The organism is Actinomadura sp. HBU206391 (assembly GCF_014323665.1).
GTDB lineage: Bacteria > Actinomycetota > Actinomycetes > Streptosporangiales > Streptosporangiaceae > Actinomadura_C.
Genome location: NZ_JABVEB010000025.1, coordinates 1 through 13,976, shown reverse-complemented (window position 1 = coordinate 13,976; position 13,976 = coordinate 1). Strand labels below are relative to the sequence as shown.

Annotated in this window: 18 protein-coding genes; 4 read left to right on the top strand and 14 right to left on the bottom strand. The window is 67.1% G+C overall.

The window, feature by feature from the left end; genetic code table 11:
• Window positions 1-26 precede the first annotated feature (26 nt).
• The gene (locus HKK72_RS40840; protein ID WP_315987197.1) at window positions 27-401 is read left to right on the top strand and encodes a metalloregulator ArsR/SmtB family transcription factor; all 375 of its coding nucleotides are present in this window, start codon (window positions 27-29) and stop codon (window positions 399-401) included.
• A gap of 181 nt (window positions 402-582) precedes the next feature.
• On the opposite strand, the gene arsM is transcribed toward HKK72_RS40840, so the two are convergent.
• From arsM to HKK72_RS11885, 4 genes are all read right to left on the bottom strand, one after another.
• On the bottom strand, window positions 583-1,410 hold the full coding sequence (gene arsM, locus HKK72_RS11900; protein WP_187234377.1) for an arsenite methyltransferase: 828 nt from the start codon (window positions 1,408-1,410) through the stop codon (window positions 583-585).
• A 55-nt stretch (window positions 1,411-1,465) separates the two neighbouring features.
• Window positions 1,466-1,870, bottom strand: coding sequence for an ArsR/SmtB family transcription factor (locus HKK72_RS11895; protein WP_187234376.1), 405 nt, complete (start codon window positions 1,868-1,870; stop codon window positions 1,466-1,468).
• A gap of 102 nt (window positions 1,871-1,972) precedes the next feature.
• The gene (locus HKK72_RS11890) at window positions 1,973-2,521 is read right to left on the bottom strand and encodes a DUF2703 domain-containing protein (RefSeq protein WP_187234375.1); all 549 of its coding nucleotides are present in this window, start codon (window positions 2,519-2,521) and stop codon (window positions 1,973-1,975) included.
• Window positions 2,518-2,892: an ArsR/SmtB family transcription factor gene (locus HKK72_RS11885; protein WP_187234374.1), complete on the bottom strand. Its 375-nt coding sequence runs from the start codon at window positions 2,890-2,892 to the stop codon at window positions 2,518-2,520. Before HKK72_RS11885 ends, HKK72_RS11890 begins: the two co-directional genes overlap by 4 nt.
• Before the next feature lie 323 nt (window positions 2,893-3,215).
• Between HKK72_RS11885 and HKK72_RS11880 the strand changes: the two genes are divergently transcribed.
• Window positions 3,216-4,349, top strand: a complete 1,134-nt coding sequence (locus tag HKK72_RS11880; protein WP_187234373.1) for an IS630 family transposase — start codon at window positions 3,216-3,218, stop codon at window positions 4,347-4,349.
• On the opposite strand, the gene HKK72_RS11875 is transcribed toward HKK72_RS11880, so the two are convergent.
• The 10 genes from HKK72_RS11875 to HKK72_RS11830 all read right to left on the bottom strand — a co-directional run bounded on the left by HKK72_RS11875 (window position 4,350) and on the right by HKK72_RS11830 (window position 12,344).
• On the bottom strand, window positions 4,350-4,733 hold the full coding sequence (locus tag HKK72_RS11875; protein WP_261986734.1) for a VOC family protein: 384 nt from the start codon (window positions 4,731-4,733) through the stop codon (window positions 4,350-4,352).
• 152 nt (window positions 4,734-4,885) lie between these two features.
• Window positions 4,886-5,245, bottom strand: a complete 360-nt coding sequence (locus HKK72_RS11870) for a metalloregulator ArsR/SmtB family transcription factor (protein ID WP_315987196.1) — start codon at window positions 5,243-5,245, stop codon at window positions 4,886-4,888.
• Between the two features lie 64 nt (window positions 5,246-5,309).
• Window positions 5,310-6,047 carry a response regulator transcription factor gene (locus HKK72_RS11865; RefSeq protein ID WP_315987195.1) on the bottom strand — a complete coding sequence of 246 codons (738 nt, stop codon included), beginning with the start codon at window positions 6,045-6,047 and terminating at the stop codon, window positions 5,310-5,312.
• A gap of 22 nt (window positions 6,048-6,069) precedes the next feature.
• Window positions 6,070-6,894: a phosphate ABC transporter ATP-binding protein PstB gene (gene pstB / locus HKK72_RS11860; protein ID WP_410050297.1), complete on the bottom strand. Its 825-nt coding sequence runs from the start codon at window positions 6,892-6,894 to the stop codon at window positions 6,070-6,072.
• A 65-nt stretch (window positions 6,895-6,959) separates the two neighbouring features.
• Window positions 6,960-7,862: a phosphate ABC transporter permease PstA gene (gene pstA, locus HKK72_RS11855; RefSeq protein ID WP_187234370.1), complete on the bottom strand. Its 903-nt coding sequence runs from the start codon at window positions 7,860-7,862 to the stop codon at window positions 6,960-6,962.
• Entirely contained in the window at window positions 7,859-8,758 is a 900-nt protein-coding gene (gene pstC / locus HKK72_RS11850) for a phosphate ABC transporter permease subunit PstC (RefSeq protein WP_261986733.1), read from the bottom strand. Before pstC ends, pstA begins: the two co-directional genes overlap by 4 nt.
• Window positions 8,759-8,799: 41 nt before the next feature.
• On the bottom strand, window positions 8,800-9,777 hold the full coding sequence (locus tag HKK72_RS11845) for a PstS family phosphate ABC transporter substrate-binding protein (protein WP_315987194.1): 978 nt from the start codon (window positions 9,775-9,777) through the stop codon (window positions 8,800-8,802).
• A 355-nt stretch (window positions 9,778-10,132) separates the two neighbouring features.
• Window positions 10,133-10,798, bottom strand: a complete 666-nt coding sequence (locus HKK72_RS11840) for a three-helix bundle dimerization domain-containing protein (RefSeq protein WP_315987193.1) — start codon at window positions 10,796-10,798, stop codon at window positions 10,133-10,135.
• 134 nt (window positions 10,799-10,932) lie between these two features.
• The gene (gene arsB / locus HKK72_RS11835; RefSeq protein WP_187234366.1) at window positions 10,933-12,033 is read right to left on the bottom strand and encodes an ACR3 family arsenite efflux transporter; all 1,101 of its coding nucleotides are present in this window, start codon (window positions 12,031-12,033) and stop codon (window positions 10,933-10,935) included.
• Window positions 12,030-12,344, bottom strand: a complete 315-nt coding sequence (locus HKK72_RS11830; protein WP_187234365.1) for an ArsR/SmtB family transcription factor — start codon at window positions 12,342-12,344, stop codon at window positions 12,030-12,032. The genes arsB and HKK72_RS11830 overlap by 4 nt, the downstream gene beginning before the upstream one ends.
• A gap of 70 nt (window positions 12,345-12,414) precedes the next feature.
• Between HKK72_RS11830 and HKK72_RS11825 the strand changes: the two genes are divergently transcribed.
• The gene (locus tag HKK72_RS11825) at window positions 12,415-12,828 is read left to right on the top strand and encodes an arsenate reductase ArsC (protein WP_187234364.1); all 414 of its coding nucleotides are present in this window, start codon (window positions 12,415-12,417) and stop codon (window positions 12,826-12,828) included.
• 5 nt (window positions 12,829-12,833) lie between these two features.
• Window positions 12,834-13,850: a thioredoxin-disulfide reductase gene (trxB, locus tag HKK72_RS11820; protein WP_187234363.1), complete on the top strand. Its 1,017-nt coding sequence runs from the start codon at window positions 12,834-12,836 to the stop codon at window positions 13,848-13,850.
• Window positions 13,851-13,976 lie beyond the last annotated feature (126 nt).

Here is a 13,976-nt window from a genome sequence, read left to right as displayed (position 1 = left end):
GGGCAGGGAGAGCAAGTGATGGCACGGTGACCGAGACAGAGCCCATCACAGTGGCCGGCACGGTCGCCGGCACTGGCCCTGCGGGGTGTGCGGGAGTCGACCAGCCGAGTGACAAGCTGCGCGACTTCCTCAAAGGGCTGGCCAGCGAGCAGCGCCAGCAGATGATGGAACTGTTCACCGGCGGCGTCGAGCTGACCGTCGGGACCGTCGCCGAGCGGCTGGGCATCGGCCAGTCCACCGCCTCCCAGCAACTGGCGCTGCTACGCCGCGGCGGCCTGCTGACCTCCCGCAGGGACGGCAAACAGGTCCACTACCGGGTCGACGTGGCGGCCGTGGAGAAGTCTCTGGACGAGTTGCGCGACTACCTGCGCCGCTGCTGCCCGCCCGAGGACGTCTGCTAACTCGGTGGGTTGTTGCCGGCCGGTCGGTTCCGGCTGGTGCACGGCGGTCTCGGCGATCAGGCACCCGCCGGGGAATGGCCAGGGCCACCCGTCTCAGGTACGCGGAGTGGGATCGGTCGCCGCCAAGCCACGCCTGGGAGAGCCTCGCCTGGTCGATCGGCGACGTGCGGTCGCACGATGGTCAGGTGGCGGCTGGCTTGGTGGCTTGAATGATCGCTGAGTGCATGCCGTCGGCAAGCTGGTGGGTGGGCCGAATGGTGATGTCGGTGAAGCCGGCGGTGGTCAGGTGGTCCTGATATTCGGCGAAGGTGAGGGCCCCGGCGATACAGCCGACGTGCTCACCACGGGCGGCGCGGTCGGCATGGGTCAGGTGGTCCTCAGCGACGACGTCGCTGATGCCGATCCGGCCGCCCGGCCGTAGCACCCGCTGTGTCTCAGCGAACACGGACGACTTGTCGGTGGACAGGTTGACCACGCAGTTGGAGATCACAACGTCGACGTGAGCGTCGGGCAGTGGGATGGCCTCCATGTCGCCTTTGAGGAATTCAACGTTGGTAGCGCCTGCCTCACGGGCGTTGCGGCGGGCGAGGTCCAGCATCTCGTCTGTCATGTCGAGCCCGTAGGCGTGGCCGGTGGGGCCGACCCTGCGAGCGGAGAGCAGCACATCGATGCCTCCGCCAGAGCCGAGATCCAGGACGGTCTCGCCTTCGTTCAGATCGGCGACGGCCAGGGGATTGCCGCAGCCGAGGCTGGCGGCCAAGGCGGCTGAGGGCAGGATGTTCCGGTCGGCCGCGGCGTATTGGGTGGCGCCGAATCCTTTCTCGAGCTCGCCGGCCGACGGGGAGCAGCGTTCATCGTCCAAGGACGAGGGGGCGCAGCAGTCGATGGTGGTGGGATCGGTGACGGCGAGCGCGGCGGCGGCGTAGCGGGCGCGGACCTGCTCACGCACGTCATTTTCACCGGGCTCCGGCGCGTTACCGGGGCCTGTGCTGGCGGTGGTGTCGCTCATGTGATGGCCTCCTTGGCAGGGTGGTTCGGCGGAGCGGTGCGATCGGACCGGCTGGTCACGTTGGGTCGTTCATGGCCTCACGGCCTACCGTCGTCTCTTCGGTCAGGCACAGCGCCAGATCCAGCACCAGCGGGATACAGGGATCGGCGATCGAGTAGAAGATCCGGTTGCCTTCCCGGCGGGCCGCCACGATCCCGCGGTCACCGAGCCTTTGCAGCTGGTTCGACACCGCCTGCGGCCGCATCCCGACCTGCTCGGCCAGCTCACCGACGGGAACCTCCCCGTCGCGGTGCAGCGCGTGCAGCAGCCGCAGCCGAGTGTCGTTGCCGAGCACCTTGAACAACACGACCAGCTGACCGGCCTGCTCGGCGGTGATGAGCGGCCGGTCGGCCAGTGCGGGCTTGCCCGCCCGCTGCGCCGGCGACAACGCCGGCGAACAAGCCTGGACTTCTTCCGTCATAGAACCACTATCACACGAGTATGTGTGATTGTGTAGACCTCCACTAAAGGGTGATTCAGCTCCTGGGAGGTTCAGCGGCGAGCAGTGGCCGCCAGCCGCACCTCAGCATTGATCACGGTCTGGCCGCTGTTCACTCGGGCCGCAGGCGGAGGGTGCCGGCGCCTGAGTAGCCGGTGCTGCTTGGAGGAACTGGCGGACGTAGGGCGCCGGTCCCCCGCCGGCCAGATAGTTGTCGAGCTGCTCGCTGCGCGCCGCAACGGCCTGGACGAGAAAGTTCAGCAGTGCCTCGGAGGTCACCGAGGTGGTGGTCGTCCCGCGCCATTCCCATACCCGGGTGTCCGTCTCGTCGGGGTGGGAGGGGCGGAGCTCGATGCCCGCGGCGCGGATGGTCGGCGACGCCACAATTCTCTGGTCGACCGCTTCTGCCCAGGTCGCGACAACGCGCGGTCGGATCTCGACTGCGATGCCGAGTCGCTCTGCGAGTGGGCGGACGATCTCGACGGCATCGGCGAGCATGGTGAGGGTCGTATCGCACGAGCCGCAGGACGCCTGTCCGTCCATGGTCACGGTCCAGTACTCCACGGCAACCCGGATCCCGGGCGCGGTGCCTTCAGGTGTTGGTGCCTTGGGGGTGTCGATGAGGGTGGTCAATGGGGTTCTCCGTCTTGGGTGGCACTCGGGTCGCAAGCGTCAGAGCCGTCGAAGTCGTCGCGGGCGCGTTCAAGGGTGTCGGCGATGCCGCGTAGAGCCTCGGCAAGGCCGTCGAACTGGATCTCGTACAGGACATTGCGGCCCGTCTTGGTCGCCCGCAGCACACCGGCGGCCCGCAGGAGCGCTAGATGCCGAGATACGACCGACAGGTCGATGTCGAGGCAGTCGGCAAGTTCGGACACTGAGCAGGCGCGGCATCGTTCGGCGAGCAGATCAAGGAGGCGAACTCGGGTTGGGTCCCCGAGGGCGCGGAAGAGTTGGTGGGAGAGAACCGCGCCGAGGTCGCCTGCAGACGATTGACCCTTGTTCATTTGCACAAATATGCAAGTATTTTCTACTGCCGTCAAGAGTCGGGACGGCTCTCCCACCTCCGAGACCGCCGCTACGGGTGCTCCGAGTAGGACGGATAGGAGTCCGTTTGCGGTGGTGCCCCATCGTTCGGCGACGGCAGTGGCGTGCAGCAGCGGAAGGTTGCCGCGCGCGACGTCCGCCGGGATGGCGCGGGCGATCAGCAGCGGTGTCGGTCCACTGCCGGACCGCCACCGTCGGCTAGTGCCGCATCAGGCAACGTTCGCCCTGTTGTGAGCCGTCCGGCTGCTGTCGCCGGCAGCCCCCTGGCGGCCACAATGATCGCGTGGCTGAACGTGTGCGGGTGCGGGAGATCGATGATGACGAGGGCGGACGGCTGCTGCGGATTCTCCGCAGGGGCGCTGGCTCGGTGGTGACCTGGCGGCGCGCGCAGATGGTGCTGCTGTCCGCGCAGGGCATGCCGGTGGTGAAGATCGCCGAGGTAACGTTCACCAGCGCGGACCGGGTCCGGGACGTGATCCATGACTTCAACACCGACGGCTTCGACTCCTTGTATCCGAAGTACAAGGGAGGCCGACCGAGAACCTTCACCCTGCCCGAGCGGCGCGAGATCAAGAAGATCGCCAAGTCCAGGCCGGTCGAACACGGTCTGCCGTTCTCGACCTGGAGCCTGACCAAGCTGGCCGATTTCCTGATCGCCGAGGGGGTGGTCGACGACATCAGCCACGAGGGCCTGCGGGTCCTGCTCCGCGAGGAGGGCGTCTCCTTTCAACGCATGAAGACCTGGAAGACCTCCCGCGACCCCGACGACGCGACCAAGAAGGCCCGGGTCGAGCACCTCTACGCGATCGCCGACGGCGAGGTCATTCCTGAGGAGGGCGAACCCGGAGTCGTCTTCAGCATGGACGAGTTCGGACCACTCAACCTCCAGCCCCACCCCGGAAAGCAGTGGGCCGAACGCGGTGGGAGACACAAGGACCCCGACCGCGAACCGAGACCCCGCCGACGGGCGACCTACACCCGTCCGCACGGGGTGAGGCACCTGCTCGCCGCCTACGATCTGGGCAAGGACCAGCTCTACGGCCACATCAAGAAGACCAAGAACCGATCCAAGTTCCTGGAATTCTGCCGCTACCTGCGCTCGCTGCACCCAGTGGACGTCCGCATCGCGATCGTCTGCGACAACTACTCGCCGCACCTGACCACGAAGCGGTGCCAACGTGTCGGGACGTGGGCGGCGGCGAACAACGTGGAGATCGCCTACACCCCGACCAACAGCTCCTGGCTCAACCGAATCGAAGCCCAGTTCACCGCCCTGCGCTACTTCACCCTCGATGGCACCGACCACGCCAGCCACAAGGTTCAGGGCAGCATGATCCGCCGCTACATCATCTGGCGGAACAAAAACGCCGCCGACGAACGCCTCCACGAAGTCGTCAGCAGGGCAAACGTCGCCTGACTAATTGTCGTCGCGACACAGGCAGAAGGGGTGTCCAGCAGGGTCGAAGAGCACTCGTACATTTTCCTGCGGCTGGAACTCCGCCACGATGGCGCCCAGGGCGACGGCCTCGGCTACCGCCGAGTCCAGGTCGCCGACCTGGAAGTCGAAGTGCATCATCGGGCGCTGGTCGCCGTCGGCCGGTGGCCACACCGGAGCCCGATAACCCTCGGCCTGCTGGAACACGAAGAACGGCCCTTGCGGGGAAGCGGCCACGATGGCTGTTCCCGGCTCTTCGTGCCCGATGTGCCAATCGAGGAGCTCGGCATAGAACCTCGCCAAGCCGCTGGGGTCCGGCGCTTCGATCGTGGTCCCCCACCACATGCCGCCTGTTCGAGATCGCATGCTTGAGCCTATCCGAGGCCCCAGGCACACCGATGTCGCCCGTAAGCGCCGCAGCCTGCGCAACACGACAGGGCGAACGTTGCCTGATGCGGCACTAGTGCATGCGCAGGCCGGGTGTCTGAACGGAGTCTGTGAAGCTCAGGACCGGCAACTCAGACCAAGAGCGCGCGGACCGCCTCGAGCTTGTTGGGGGCGATGGTGAAGTAGGCCCAGCTGCCGCGCTTGTCGCGGTTGAGGACGCCCGCGTCGAGGAGGATCTTCAGGTGGTGGCTGACGGTGGGCTGGGTGAGGCCGAGTGGCTCGGTGAGGTCGCAGACGCAGGCCTCACCGTCGGGGCTCGACTGGATCATGCTGAGCAGCTGCAGGCGGGTGGGGTCGGAGACGGCCTTGAGGGTGCGGGCGGCGCGCTCGGCGTCTTCTCGGGCGATGGGCACGAGGCCGGCGTGAGTGTGGCACGCCTCCTCCGCGGTGTCGGGAGGGTTGATCGTCTGCAGCACTCTGCCATCGTTCACATCTTGAGTGTATGAAAGGTGAACGAACGACGACTTCAAGTGAACGACTGCCATGTGGCGAGCGTCACTGCGGGCAGGCGAGGCGGTAGCCGACGCCCCGGACGGTCAAGATGATGGTCGGGTTCTCCGGGTCGTCGCCGAGGCGTTCGCGGAGCCTGCGGATGTGTACGGAGATGGTGTTGGTGTTGGCCGTGTCGGTTCTCCAGACGTGGGTTTGTATCTGCCGGCGGGCGACGACCCGGTCGACGTTGACCATCAGATAGTGCAGCAGCTCGAACTCCCGTAGCGGCATGTGCACGAGGGCGCCGCGGACCCGCACGATGTGAGCGACCGGATCGAGTTCGACCGCGCCGCAGGTGAGAACAGCGCCGCCGGTTTCACCCGCCGCCGCTTCGGCATGGATTCCCAGGATGAGAGGGAGAAGCTCCGGTAGCCGGTAGGGGCGGGCCACGCAGACGTTCGCCCCGGCGGCCAGGGCCTTCACCGCCTCCTCGGCGTTGTCGGCGCCGACGCCGAGGATGACCGGGATGGGCAGGCTGGCCCGGACGGTGCGCACCAAGGTGGTGGCGTCGACGGTGGGAACGTTGGCGCTGACCAGGAGCACGTCGGGGTGCAGCGCGCCGGTGCGCAACAGCGCCTGGGCCCCGTCGGTGCACACGGCGACTTCGATCCCGCGTTGGGCGAGGGCGAGGACGAGTTCGTGGCCGAGGGCCTCGTCGGGGTCGGCGACCAGCAGCAGCGGTACGTGCGCCTTGTCCAGTGCGCCGGGAAGGTGGGCCACCTCCGCGGCTTGTTCGTTCACGTCGGTTCAGGCCCCCGTTTTCTCAGCCGAACCGGCCGGTGATGTAGGCCTCGGTGCGTTTGTCGCCGGGGGTGGTGAAGATTTTTCCGGTGAGGTCGTACTCGACGAGCCGCCCGTGGCGTACGCCTTTGTCGTCGACGTCCGCGGTGAAGAACGCGGTGCGGTCGGAGACCCGGGCGGCCTGCTGCATGTTGTGGGTGACGATGATGATGGTGTAGCTCCTGGCCAGCCGCTTCATCAGGTCCTCGATCTTGGCGGTGGCGATGGGGTCGAGCGCGGAGCAGGGCTCGTCCATCAAGATGACCTCGGGTTTGATGGCGATGGTGCGGGCGATGCACAGCCGCTGCTGCTGGCCGCCGGACAGGGCCAGGGCGTTGTCCTTCAGTTTGTCCTTGACCTCCTCCCACAGGGCGGCCTGGGTGAGGGCCTCCTCGACGATGTCGTCCATGCCGCGGCGGACGCCGTTGACGCGGGGGCCGTAGGCGATGTTGTCGTAGATCGATTTGGGGAAGGGGTTGGGTTTTTGGAAGACCATGCCGATCCGGCGACGGACCTCGATCGGGTCGACCTCGTCGGCGTAGAGGTCCTCACCGTGGTAGGCGATCTTCCCTACGACCCGGGTGCCGGGGATGAGGTCGTTCATCCGGTTGAAGCAGCGCAGCACCGTGCTCTTGCCGCAGCCGGATGGGCCGATCATCGCGGTGATCTGCCGGGTGCCGACGGTCATCGCGACTTCCCGCACGGCCTCGTAGTCGCCGTAGAAGACGCGCAGGTCGGCCACCTCGAACACCGGGTCGACCAGGTCAGGAGCGTCCCGGTGTTCGAAGCGCTTGACGGGCCTGGCCAGTCCGAGGTCGTCGTCGTAGGTGCTGGTGTCGGTCACGTGCTCTTCTCCTGAGGGGGTCATAGGCCTTACCAGCGCTTCTGGTAGCGGTTGCGCAGCCAGATGGCCAGGGAGTTCATGGCGAGCAGGATCGTAAGCAAGATCACGATCGCCGCTGAGGCGAGGGTGTGGAATTCGGCCTCCGGCTGCTTGATCCAGTTGAAGATCTGGATGGGCAGCACGGTGTAGGCGTCGGTGAGGCTTTCGGGGTTGAAGGTGATGTGGGTGACGGCGCCGAGCAGCAGCAGCGGCGCGGCCTCCCCGATCGCCCGTGACAGCGCCAGGATCGCGCCGGTGGCGATGCCGGGCACCGCGGCGGGCAGCACCTGCCGGGCGATCGTCTGCCACTGCGTGGCCCCCAGCGCCAGCGAGCCCTGCCGGATGGAGCCGGGTACGGCGCGGATGGCCTCGCGGGCGGCGATGATGACCACCGGGAGCACCAGCAGCGACAGGGTCAGCGCCGCCGTCAGCAGGGTGCGGCCCAGCCCCATTCCGCGGGCGATGATCCCGAGCCCGAGGATGCCGTAGACGATGGAGGGCACTGCGGCCAGGTTCTGGATGTTGAGCTCGATCAGCCGGTTGTACCAGCGGTTGCTGTCGGCGTACTCCTCCAGATAGATGGCGGTCATCACCCCGATCGGGATGCAGAAGGCCGCCGTCAGGCCGATGACGTACAGGGTGCCGACGATCGCCGATTGGGCGCCGGCCCGATCCGGGTAGAGCTTGGAGGGGAAGTTCTCCCACAGCCGCGAGTCAAGCCGCGCCCAGCCCTCGTTGAGCACGTAGAACAGCAGGACGGCCAGGAACACAACGGCGACGACGAGGCTGGCGAGCAGCACCGCCTTGAAGGCCGGCTCGAGCGGCCGGCGGCGGCCGCTGAGTCCCGAGGCGCTGGGTGCCTCCGGTGCCTCGCGGTCCAGGACGGCGGTCATTCGTACACCTCCCGGTACTTGCGGACCAGGCGGATGCTGACGGCGTTCATCGCGAACGTCAGCAGGAACAACAGCGCGCCGACGGCGAAGATCGTGGTGTAGTCGAAGGAGGAGGTGGGCAGGTCGCCCTCGCCTGCGGCGGCGATGTAACCGGTCATCGTCTGCATCGCCTCCAGGGGGTTCCAGGTGAACTGCGGCTGTAGCCCGGCGGCGATCGCGACGATCATGGTCTCGCCGACCGCGCGGGAGATCGCCAGTACGACGGCGGCGACGATGCCCGACAGCGCGGCGGGCAGCACCACCCGGATGGCCACCAGCCGCTTGGTGGACCCGAGCGCGTAGGCGCCTTGGCGCAGGGACTGCGGGACCGCGGCCATGGCGTCCTCCGACAGCGACGCCACTGTCGGGATGATCATCACGCCCATGACCAGGCCCGCTGACAGCGCGTTGAAGATGTCCGGGCCCTGGCCGCCTGGCCAGATGTCACGCAGCAGCGGGGTGACGAAGCTGAGGGCGAAGAACCCGTACACCACCGTGGGGATCCCCGCGAGGACCTCGAGCACCGGTTTGAAGACCGTCCGGACCCGCGGGCGCGCGTACTCGCTGAGATAGATCGCTGCCGCAAGGCCCAGGGGAACGGCGACCACGATGGCGATCAGGGTGATGAGCAGGGTCGCGGTGACCAGCGGCAGCACGCCGTACTTGGGCGGTTCGAACAACGGTGACCACTGCGTGGTGGTGAAGAACTCGCCCAGGTTCACCGTCTTGAAGAACCGCAGCGCAGGCGGCAAGAGGGAGATGACGATGCCGACGGTCGTGGCGACCGACACCATCGCGGCCGCGAGCAGCAGCGCCTTGATGACCGCCTCGCCGTACCGCGGGCGGCTCCGCCGCAAAGACCCAGGGGTCCCTGCGGCGGAACGTGCGGAGTCCACGGTCACTGACCCGCCTGCTGCTTGAGCGTGGCCAGCGCCGACTTCAGCTTGGTCTCCTGCTCGGGGTTGAGCGGCACGAACTTGGCCCGCTTGGAGATCTCGGCGTGCTGTTCCACATAGAACTCCACGAACGCCAGCACTTCGGGGCGCTTCAGCGCCGATGCCGCCGGATAGATGAACAGCGGCCGCGACAGCGGCTTGTAGGTGCCGGCCTGGGCGGTCTGCACGCTCGGCGCGATGCACCCGTCACCGCCGTCGATCTCGACGGCCTTCAGCTTGGCGGCGTTCTCCTCGAAGTAGGAGTAACCGAAGTACCCCAGTCCGCCCTTGGACCCGGCGACGCCCTGCACGGTGACGTTGTCGTCCTCGCTGGGCTGGTAGTCGGTGCGGCTCTTGCCCTCCTCACCGTTGATCTCATCGGTGAAGTAGTCGAAAGTCCCCGAGTCGGTTCCGGCGCCGAACAGCTTCAGCGGCTCGCTCGGGAACGACGGATCGACCTGCTTCCAGTTATCGACCTTGGAACCGGGCTCCCAGATCTTCTTCAGCTGCGCCACCGTCAGGCACTTGGCCCAGGTGTTGTCCTTGTGCACCACGACCGTGAGGGCGTCGTTGGCGACCGCGAACTCCGAATAGGCGATGCCCTTCTTCTGGCAGGCCGCCTTCTCCTCGTCCTTGATCGGACGAGAGGCATCAGAGATGTCGATCTCGCCGGCACAGAACTTCTCGAACCCGCCACCTGTACCGGACGTGCCCACCGGGATCTGGACGCGTCCCTGCTCCTCCTTGAACAACTCCGAGGCCACCGTGCTCAGCGGCGCGACCGTACTTGAGCCGTCGATCTTGACCGTGCCCGACAGCCGCTTGCTCTCCCCCGACCCGCCGCCGGTGTCGTCCGAACCGCCCCCACAAGCCGCCAGCGCCGCGGCCAACGCCACCACAGCCGACGCGGCAAGCGTGGACCTGCGCAATGGGATGCTCACCAGAATCGTTTCCCTTGTACTCGTGTCGGCCCGCACCGTCACCGCCGCGGGGGTCGCCCAAACCGGCGACATCGTTGAGCACATAGAAAGCCGTCTATATGAATCGAGAGTGAACAACGACGGTCGCATCACGAAACATCGACAGCCGTCTATCTCATCCGCGTTCGCCGTGAAGATTCCGGGCTCGAGCGAGCGTCCAGGGCCTACCGGTTCTGCGCAGGGAGGGGGCAGCCTCGGCGGCGAGACGCGTATCGGCTGTGAACGAGGAAGGAGTCACCGGGGCATCACCACAGCGCGGACCAATCCCAGCACCGCAGCTCACTTCAGGCCCTGACATCGCCGGTGAGCGCTCTTCTCAGATCTCGAAGGCTTCCGCCGGGTCGAAAACGGGCACGGCGGCCGACAGCTCCACTAGCAGCTCGCGCACCCGCATGTCGATGTGATCACGGATGGCGCGCACCGCCTCGATGGCGGCGCCATGAGGCTCGGCGATGTTCCAGTCCAGGTAGCGGGTCGCCGGGAAAACCGGGCAGGCGTCACCGCAACCCATGGTCACCACGACATCCGCGGCGGCCACGACCTCGTCGGTCAATGGTTTGGGATACTCATCGGCGGCGTCGAGCCCGATCTCGACCAGCGCTCGGCGCACGACCGGATCGACGTGAGTGGCGGGTACGGTCCCCGCGGTTCGCACGTGGACCCGCCCGCGGGCGTGACGCGACGTGAGTGCCGCGGCGATCTGTGAACGGCCGGCGTTACGAGTGCACACGTACAGCACCTCGGGGACGGCCTTGGTGTGCAATCCCTGCCGCTGCGCGAGCGCGCTGAGGCGTTGCCGGGCAAATCGCTCGGTCAGCACCGGCAGATATCGCTTGACCGCCGATGACCGGTACAACAGCTGGTAACACTCGCGGACGTAGCGGTCAACCGTCTCGACTCCCAGCGTGCCATCGAAGCGCAGCGCGAGAACGCGAGCGATACGTCCGAGCAGCTCATCGGCGTCGCAGTACTTCTCCTCCACGCCCGCACTCCTTATCACGGCCGGCCGGTAGCGGTTGAGGAGTGAGGCCGGCACCCGCAACATATCATTTTGCAATGATGTCAGTCGATACTGATATATCGCCATGGAGAACGGCCGAGGCAGGGGCGGTGCCGCTAACGGGTGGCGGCTGCGGTGGCGTAACGCTTGCGCCAGGCGAGGGAGACGTAGACCAGGCCGACCAGGACCGGGACCTCGATGAGCGGTCCGACGACGCCAGAGAGGGCCTGCCCGGAGGTGACGCCGAAGGTGGCGATGGCGACGGCGATGGCGAGTTCGAAGTTGTTGCCGGCGGCGGTGAAGGCCAGGGTGGCGGTGCGGTCGTAGTTCAGGCCGATGGCTCTGCCGAGGGCGAAGGTGCCGAACCACATGAGCGCGAAGTAGACCAGCAGCGGAAGCGCGATCCGTGCGACGTCCAGCGGCTGGGAGGTGATGGTCTTTCCCTGCAGGGCGAACAGGATGACGATCGTGAACAGCAGGCCGTAGAGGGCGAACGGCCCGATCTTCGGCAGGAACGTCGACTCGTACTTCTCGCGGCCCATGGACCTCTGGCCGAAGTGGCGGGTGAGGAACCCGGCCAGCAGCGGGATGCCGAGGAAGATGACGACGTTCAACGCGATCTTCCACATCGAGATGTCCAGGTGCTGGCCGTCCCCCAGGCCCAGCCGGCTCGGCAGCAGGTCGAGGTAGAACCAGCCGAGCAGGCCGAAGACCAGCACCTGGAACACCGAGTTCAGCGCAACGAGCACGGCGGCGGCCTCGCGGTCGCCGCAGGCCAGGTCGTTCCAGATGATGACCATGGCGATACATCGCGCCAGGCCCACGATGATCAGCCCGGTGCGGTACTCGGGCAGGTCGGGCAGGAAGATCCAGGCGAGTGCGAACATCACCGCAGGCCCGACGAGCCAGTTGATGACCAGCGAGGACACCATGAGCCGCTTGTCGCCGGTGACCGCCTCCAGCCTGTCGTAGCGGACCTTGGCCAGCACTGGATACATCATCACCAGCAGGCCGACGGCGATCGGCAGGGAGATCCCGCCGACCTCGACCTTGGCCAGGGCGTCGTTCAGTCCCGGGATCAATCGGCCCAGTCCCAGGCCCACCGCCATGGCGGCGATGATCCACACCGCTAGAAAGCGGTCCAAGGTGGAGAGCTTGCCGACGACCCCGGTCGCGGCGTCTTCCGCCTGGTGGGTGATGGGTTCGGACTTGGTCACGGGCAGGCCCTCTTGATGTCGGTGGCAACGGTGGCGCGGGCGGTGGCGGCAAGCTCCGCGAAAGAGCCGGCCAGGGATTCGATGACATCCGGCCGCAGCCGGTAGTAGGTGAACCGGCCGCACGGCTCGGTGTCCACCACGCCCGCCTCGCGCAGCACCCGCAGGTGGTTGGACAAGTTCGTCTGCCTGGCACCGGTCTCGGCCACCAGGTGCGTGGTGCACAGCGTCTCGTGGGCGAGCAGGGTCACGATCTTGAGCCTGAGCGGGTCGGCCAGAACCCGGATCATATCAGTGTCGACTGACGTCATCATGTACTGATACTCTCACATCAGCGGCGGCTGATGCCACCCGCTGTGTCCTTGTGAGACGAGAGAGATCCCGATGCCTGACAAGTCCTCCGTACTGTTCGTCTGCGTCCACAACGCCGGACGTTCACAGATGGCCGCCGGATTCCTCACCCACCTCGCGGGTGACCGCGTCGAGGTCCGCTCCGCCGGTTCCCTGCCCGCCGACCAGGTCAACCCCGCCGCGGTGGAGGCGATGCGGGAGGCCGGCGTCGACATCGCCGACCAAAAGCCCAAGGTGCTCACCCCCGAGGCCGTACAGGACTCCGACTACGTCATCACCATGGGGTGCGGTGACGTCTGCCCCATCTTCCCCGGCAAGACCTACCTCGACTGGGCCCTGGACGACCCGGCCGGTCAGGGCGTTGAGGCCGTCCGCCCGATCCGTGACGAGATCGAGCGCCGTATCAAGGCTCTGATCGCCGAGATCGACGCCGCGCAGGAGAACTGACCACCATGGCCACCACTGCCACCTCTGCCAATGGTGACGTCCGCGAGGTCATCGTCATCGGCTCCGGCCCCGCCGGTTACACCGCCGCCCTCTACACCGCACGCGCCACCCTTCAGCCCCTGGTGTTCGAAGGCTCGGTCACCGCGGGCGGCGCGCTGATGACCACCACCGAGGTCGAGAACTTCCCCGGCTTCCCCGGCGGCGTCATGGGCCCCCAGTTGATGGAAGACCTGCGGGCGCAGGCGAAGCGATTCGGCGCCGAGCTGGTCACCGACGACGTCGTCGCCGTCGACCTCAGCGGCGACGTCAAGACCGTCACCGACTCGGCCGGGACCACCCATCGGGCCAAGGCCGTCATCGTGGCGACCGGCTCCGGCTACCGCAAGCTCGGCCTGCCCAACGAGCAGGAACTGTCCGGCCGCGGGTTGTCCTGGTGCGCGACCTGCGACGGGTTCTTCTTCAAAAACCATGACATCGCCGTGGTCGGCGGCGGGGACACCGCGATGGAGGAGGCCACCTTCCTGTCCCGCTTCGCCCGCTCGGTCACCGTGATCCACCGTCGCGACACGCTGCGCGCCTCCAAGGCGATGCAGCAGCGCGCCTTCGCCGACGAGAAGATCAGCTTCGCCTGGAACAGCGAAGTCACCGAAATCCACGGCCAGGACAAGCTCAGCGGCGTCACACTGCGCGACACCCGCACCGGCGAACGCCGCCGGCTGGCGGTGACCGGGCTGTTCATCGCGATCGGCCACGACCCGCGCACCGAACTGTTCACCGGCCAACTGGACCTCGACGACCAGGGATACCTCAAAGTCCAGGCGCCCTCCACCCGCACCAACCTCCCGGGCGTCTTCGCTGCCGGAGACGTCGTCGACCACACCTACCGGCAGGCCATCACAGCCGCCGGAACCGGATGCGCCGCCGCTCTGGACGCCGAACGCCACCTGGCCGCCCTCGCCCACCATGCCTCCGCCGTCCAGGCACGCCAGGCCGAGCCCGAGAAGGCAGCCGCGGCCTTGTGACACCCAGTGGGTAGGCGACCTCCCGTGCGCTGAACCTGCCCGAAGTTCGCGAACCAGCGCTGTGACCACCTCGGCCGAGGTGACCCGACTGCGCATCAATGCGGTCCAGGCGATCCGCTCCGGTGA

What these genes read in the sequence shown, in the direction of transcription:
- HKK72_RS11875 (WP_261986734.1), bottom strand. Translation starts at nt 4,733, where the DNA reads ATGCGATCTCGAACAGGCGGCATGTGGTGGGGGACCACGATCGAAGCG.
- HKK72_RS11885 (WP_187234374.1), bottom strand. Translation starts at nt 2,892, where the DNA reads ATGAACAAGGGTCAATCGTCTGCAGGCGACCTCGGCGCGGTTCTCTCC.
- HKK72_RS11830 (WP_187234365.1), bottom strand. Translation starts at nt 12,344, where the DNA reads ATGATGACGTCAGTCGACACTGATATGATCCGGGTTCTGGCCGACCCG.
- HKK72_RS11825 (WP_187234364.1), top strand. Translation starts at nt 12,415, where the DNA reads ATGCCTGACAAGTCCTCCGTACTGTTCGTCTGCGTCCACAACGCCGGA.
- arsM (WP_187234377.1), bottom strand. Translation starts at nt 1,410, where the DNA reads ATGAGCGACACCACCGCCAGCACAGGCCCCGGTAACGCGCCGGAGCCC.
- HKK72_RS11895 (WP_187234376.1), bottom strand. Translation starts at nt 1,870, where the DNA reads ATGACGGAAGAAGTCCAGGCTTGTTCGCCGGCGTTGTCGCCGGCGCAG.
- pstA (WP_187234370.1), bottom strand. Translation starts at nt 7,862, where the DNA reads ATGACCGCCGTCCTGGACCGCGAGGCACCGGAGGCACCCAGCGCCTCG.
- trxB (WP_187234363.1), top strand. Translation starts at nt 12,834, where the DNA reads ATGGCCACCACTGCCACCTCTGCCAATGGTGACGTCCGCGAGGTCATC.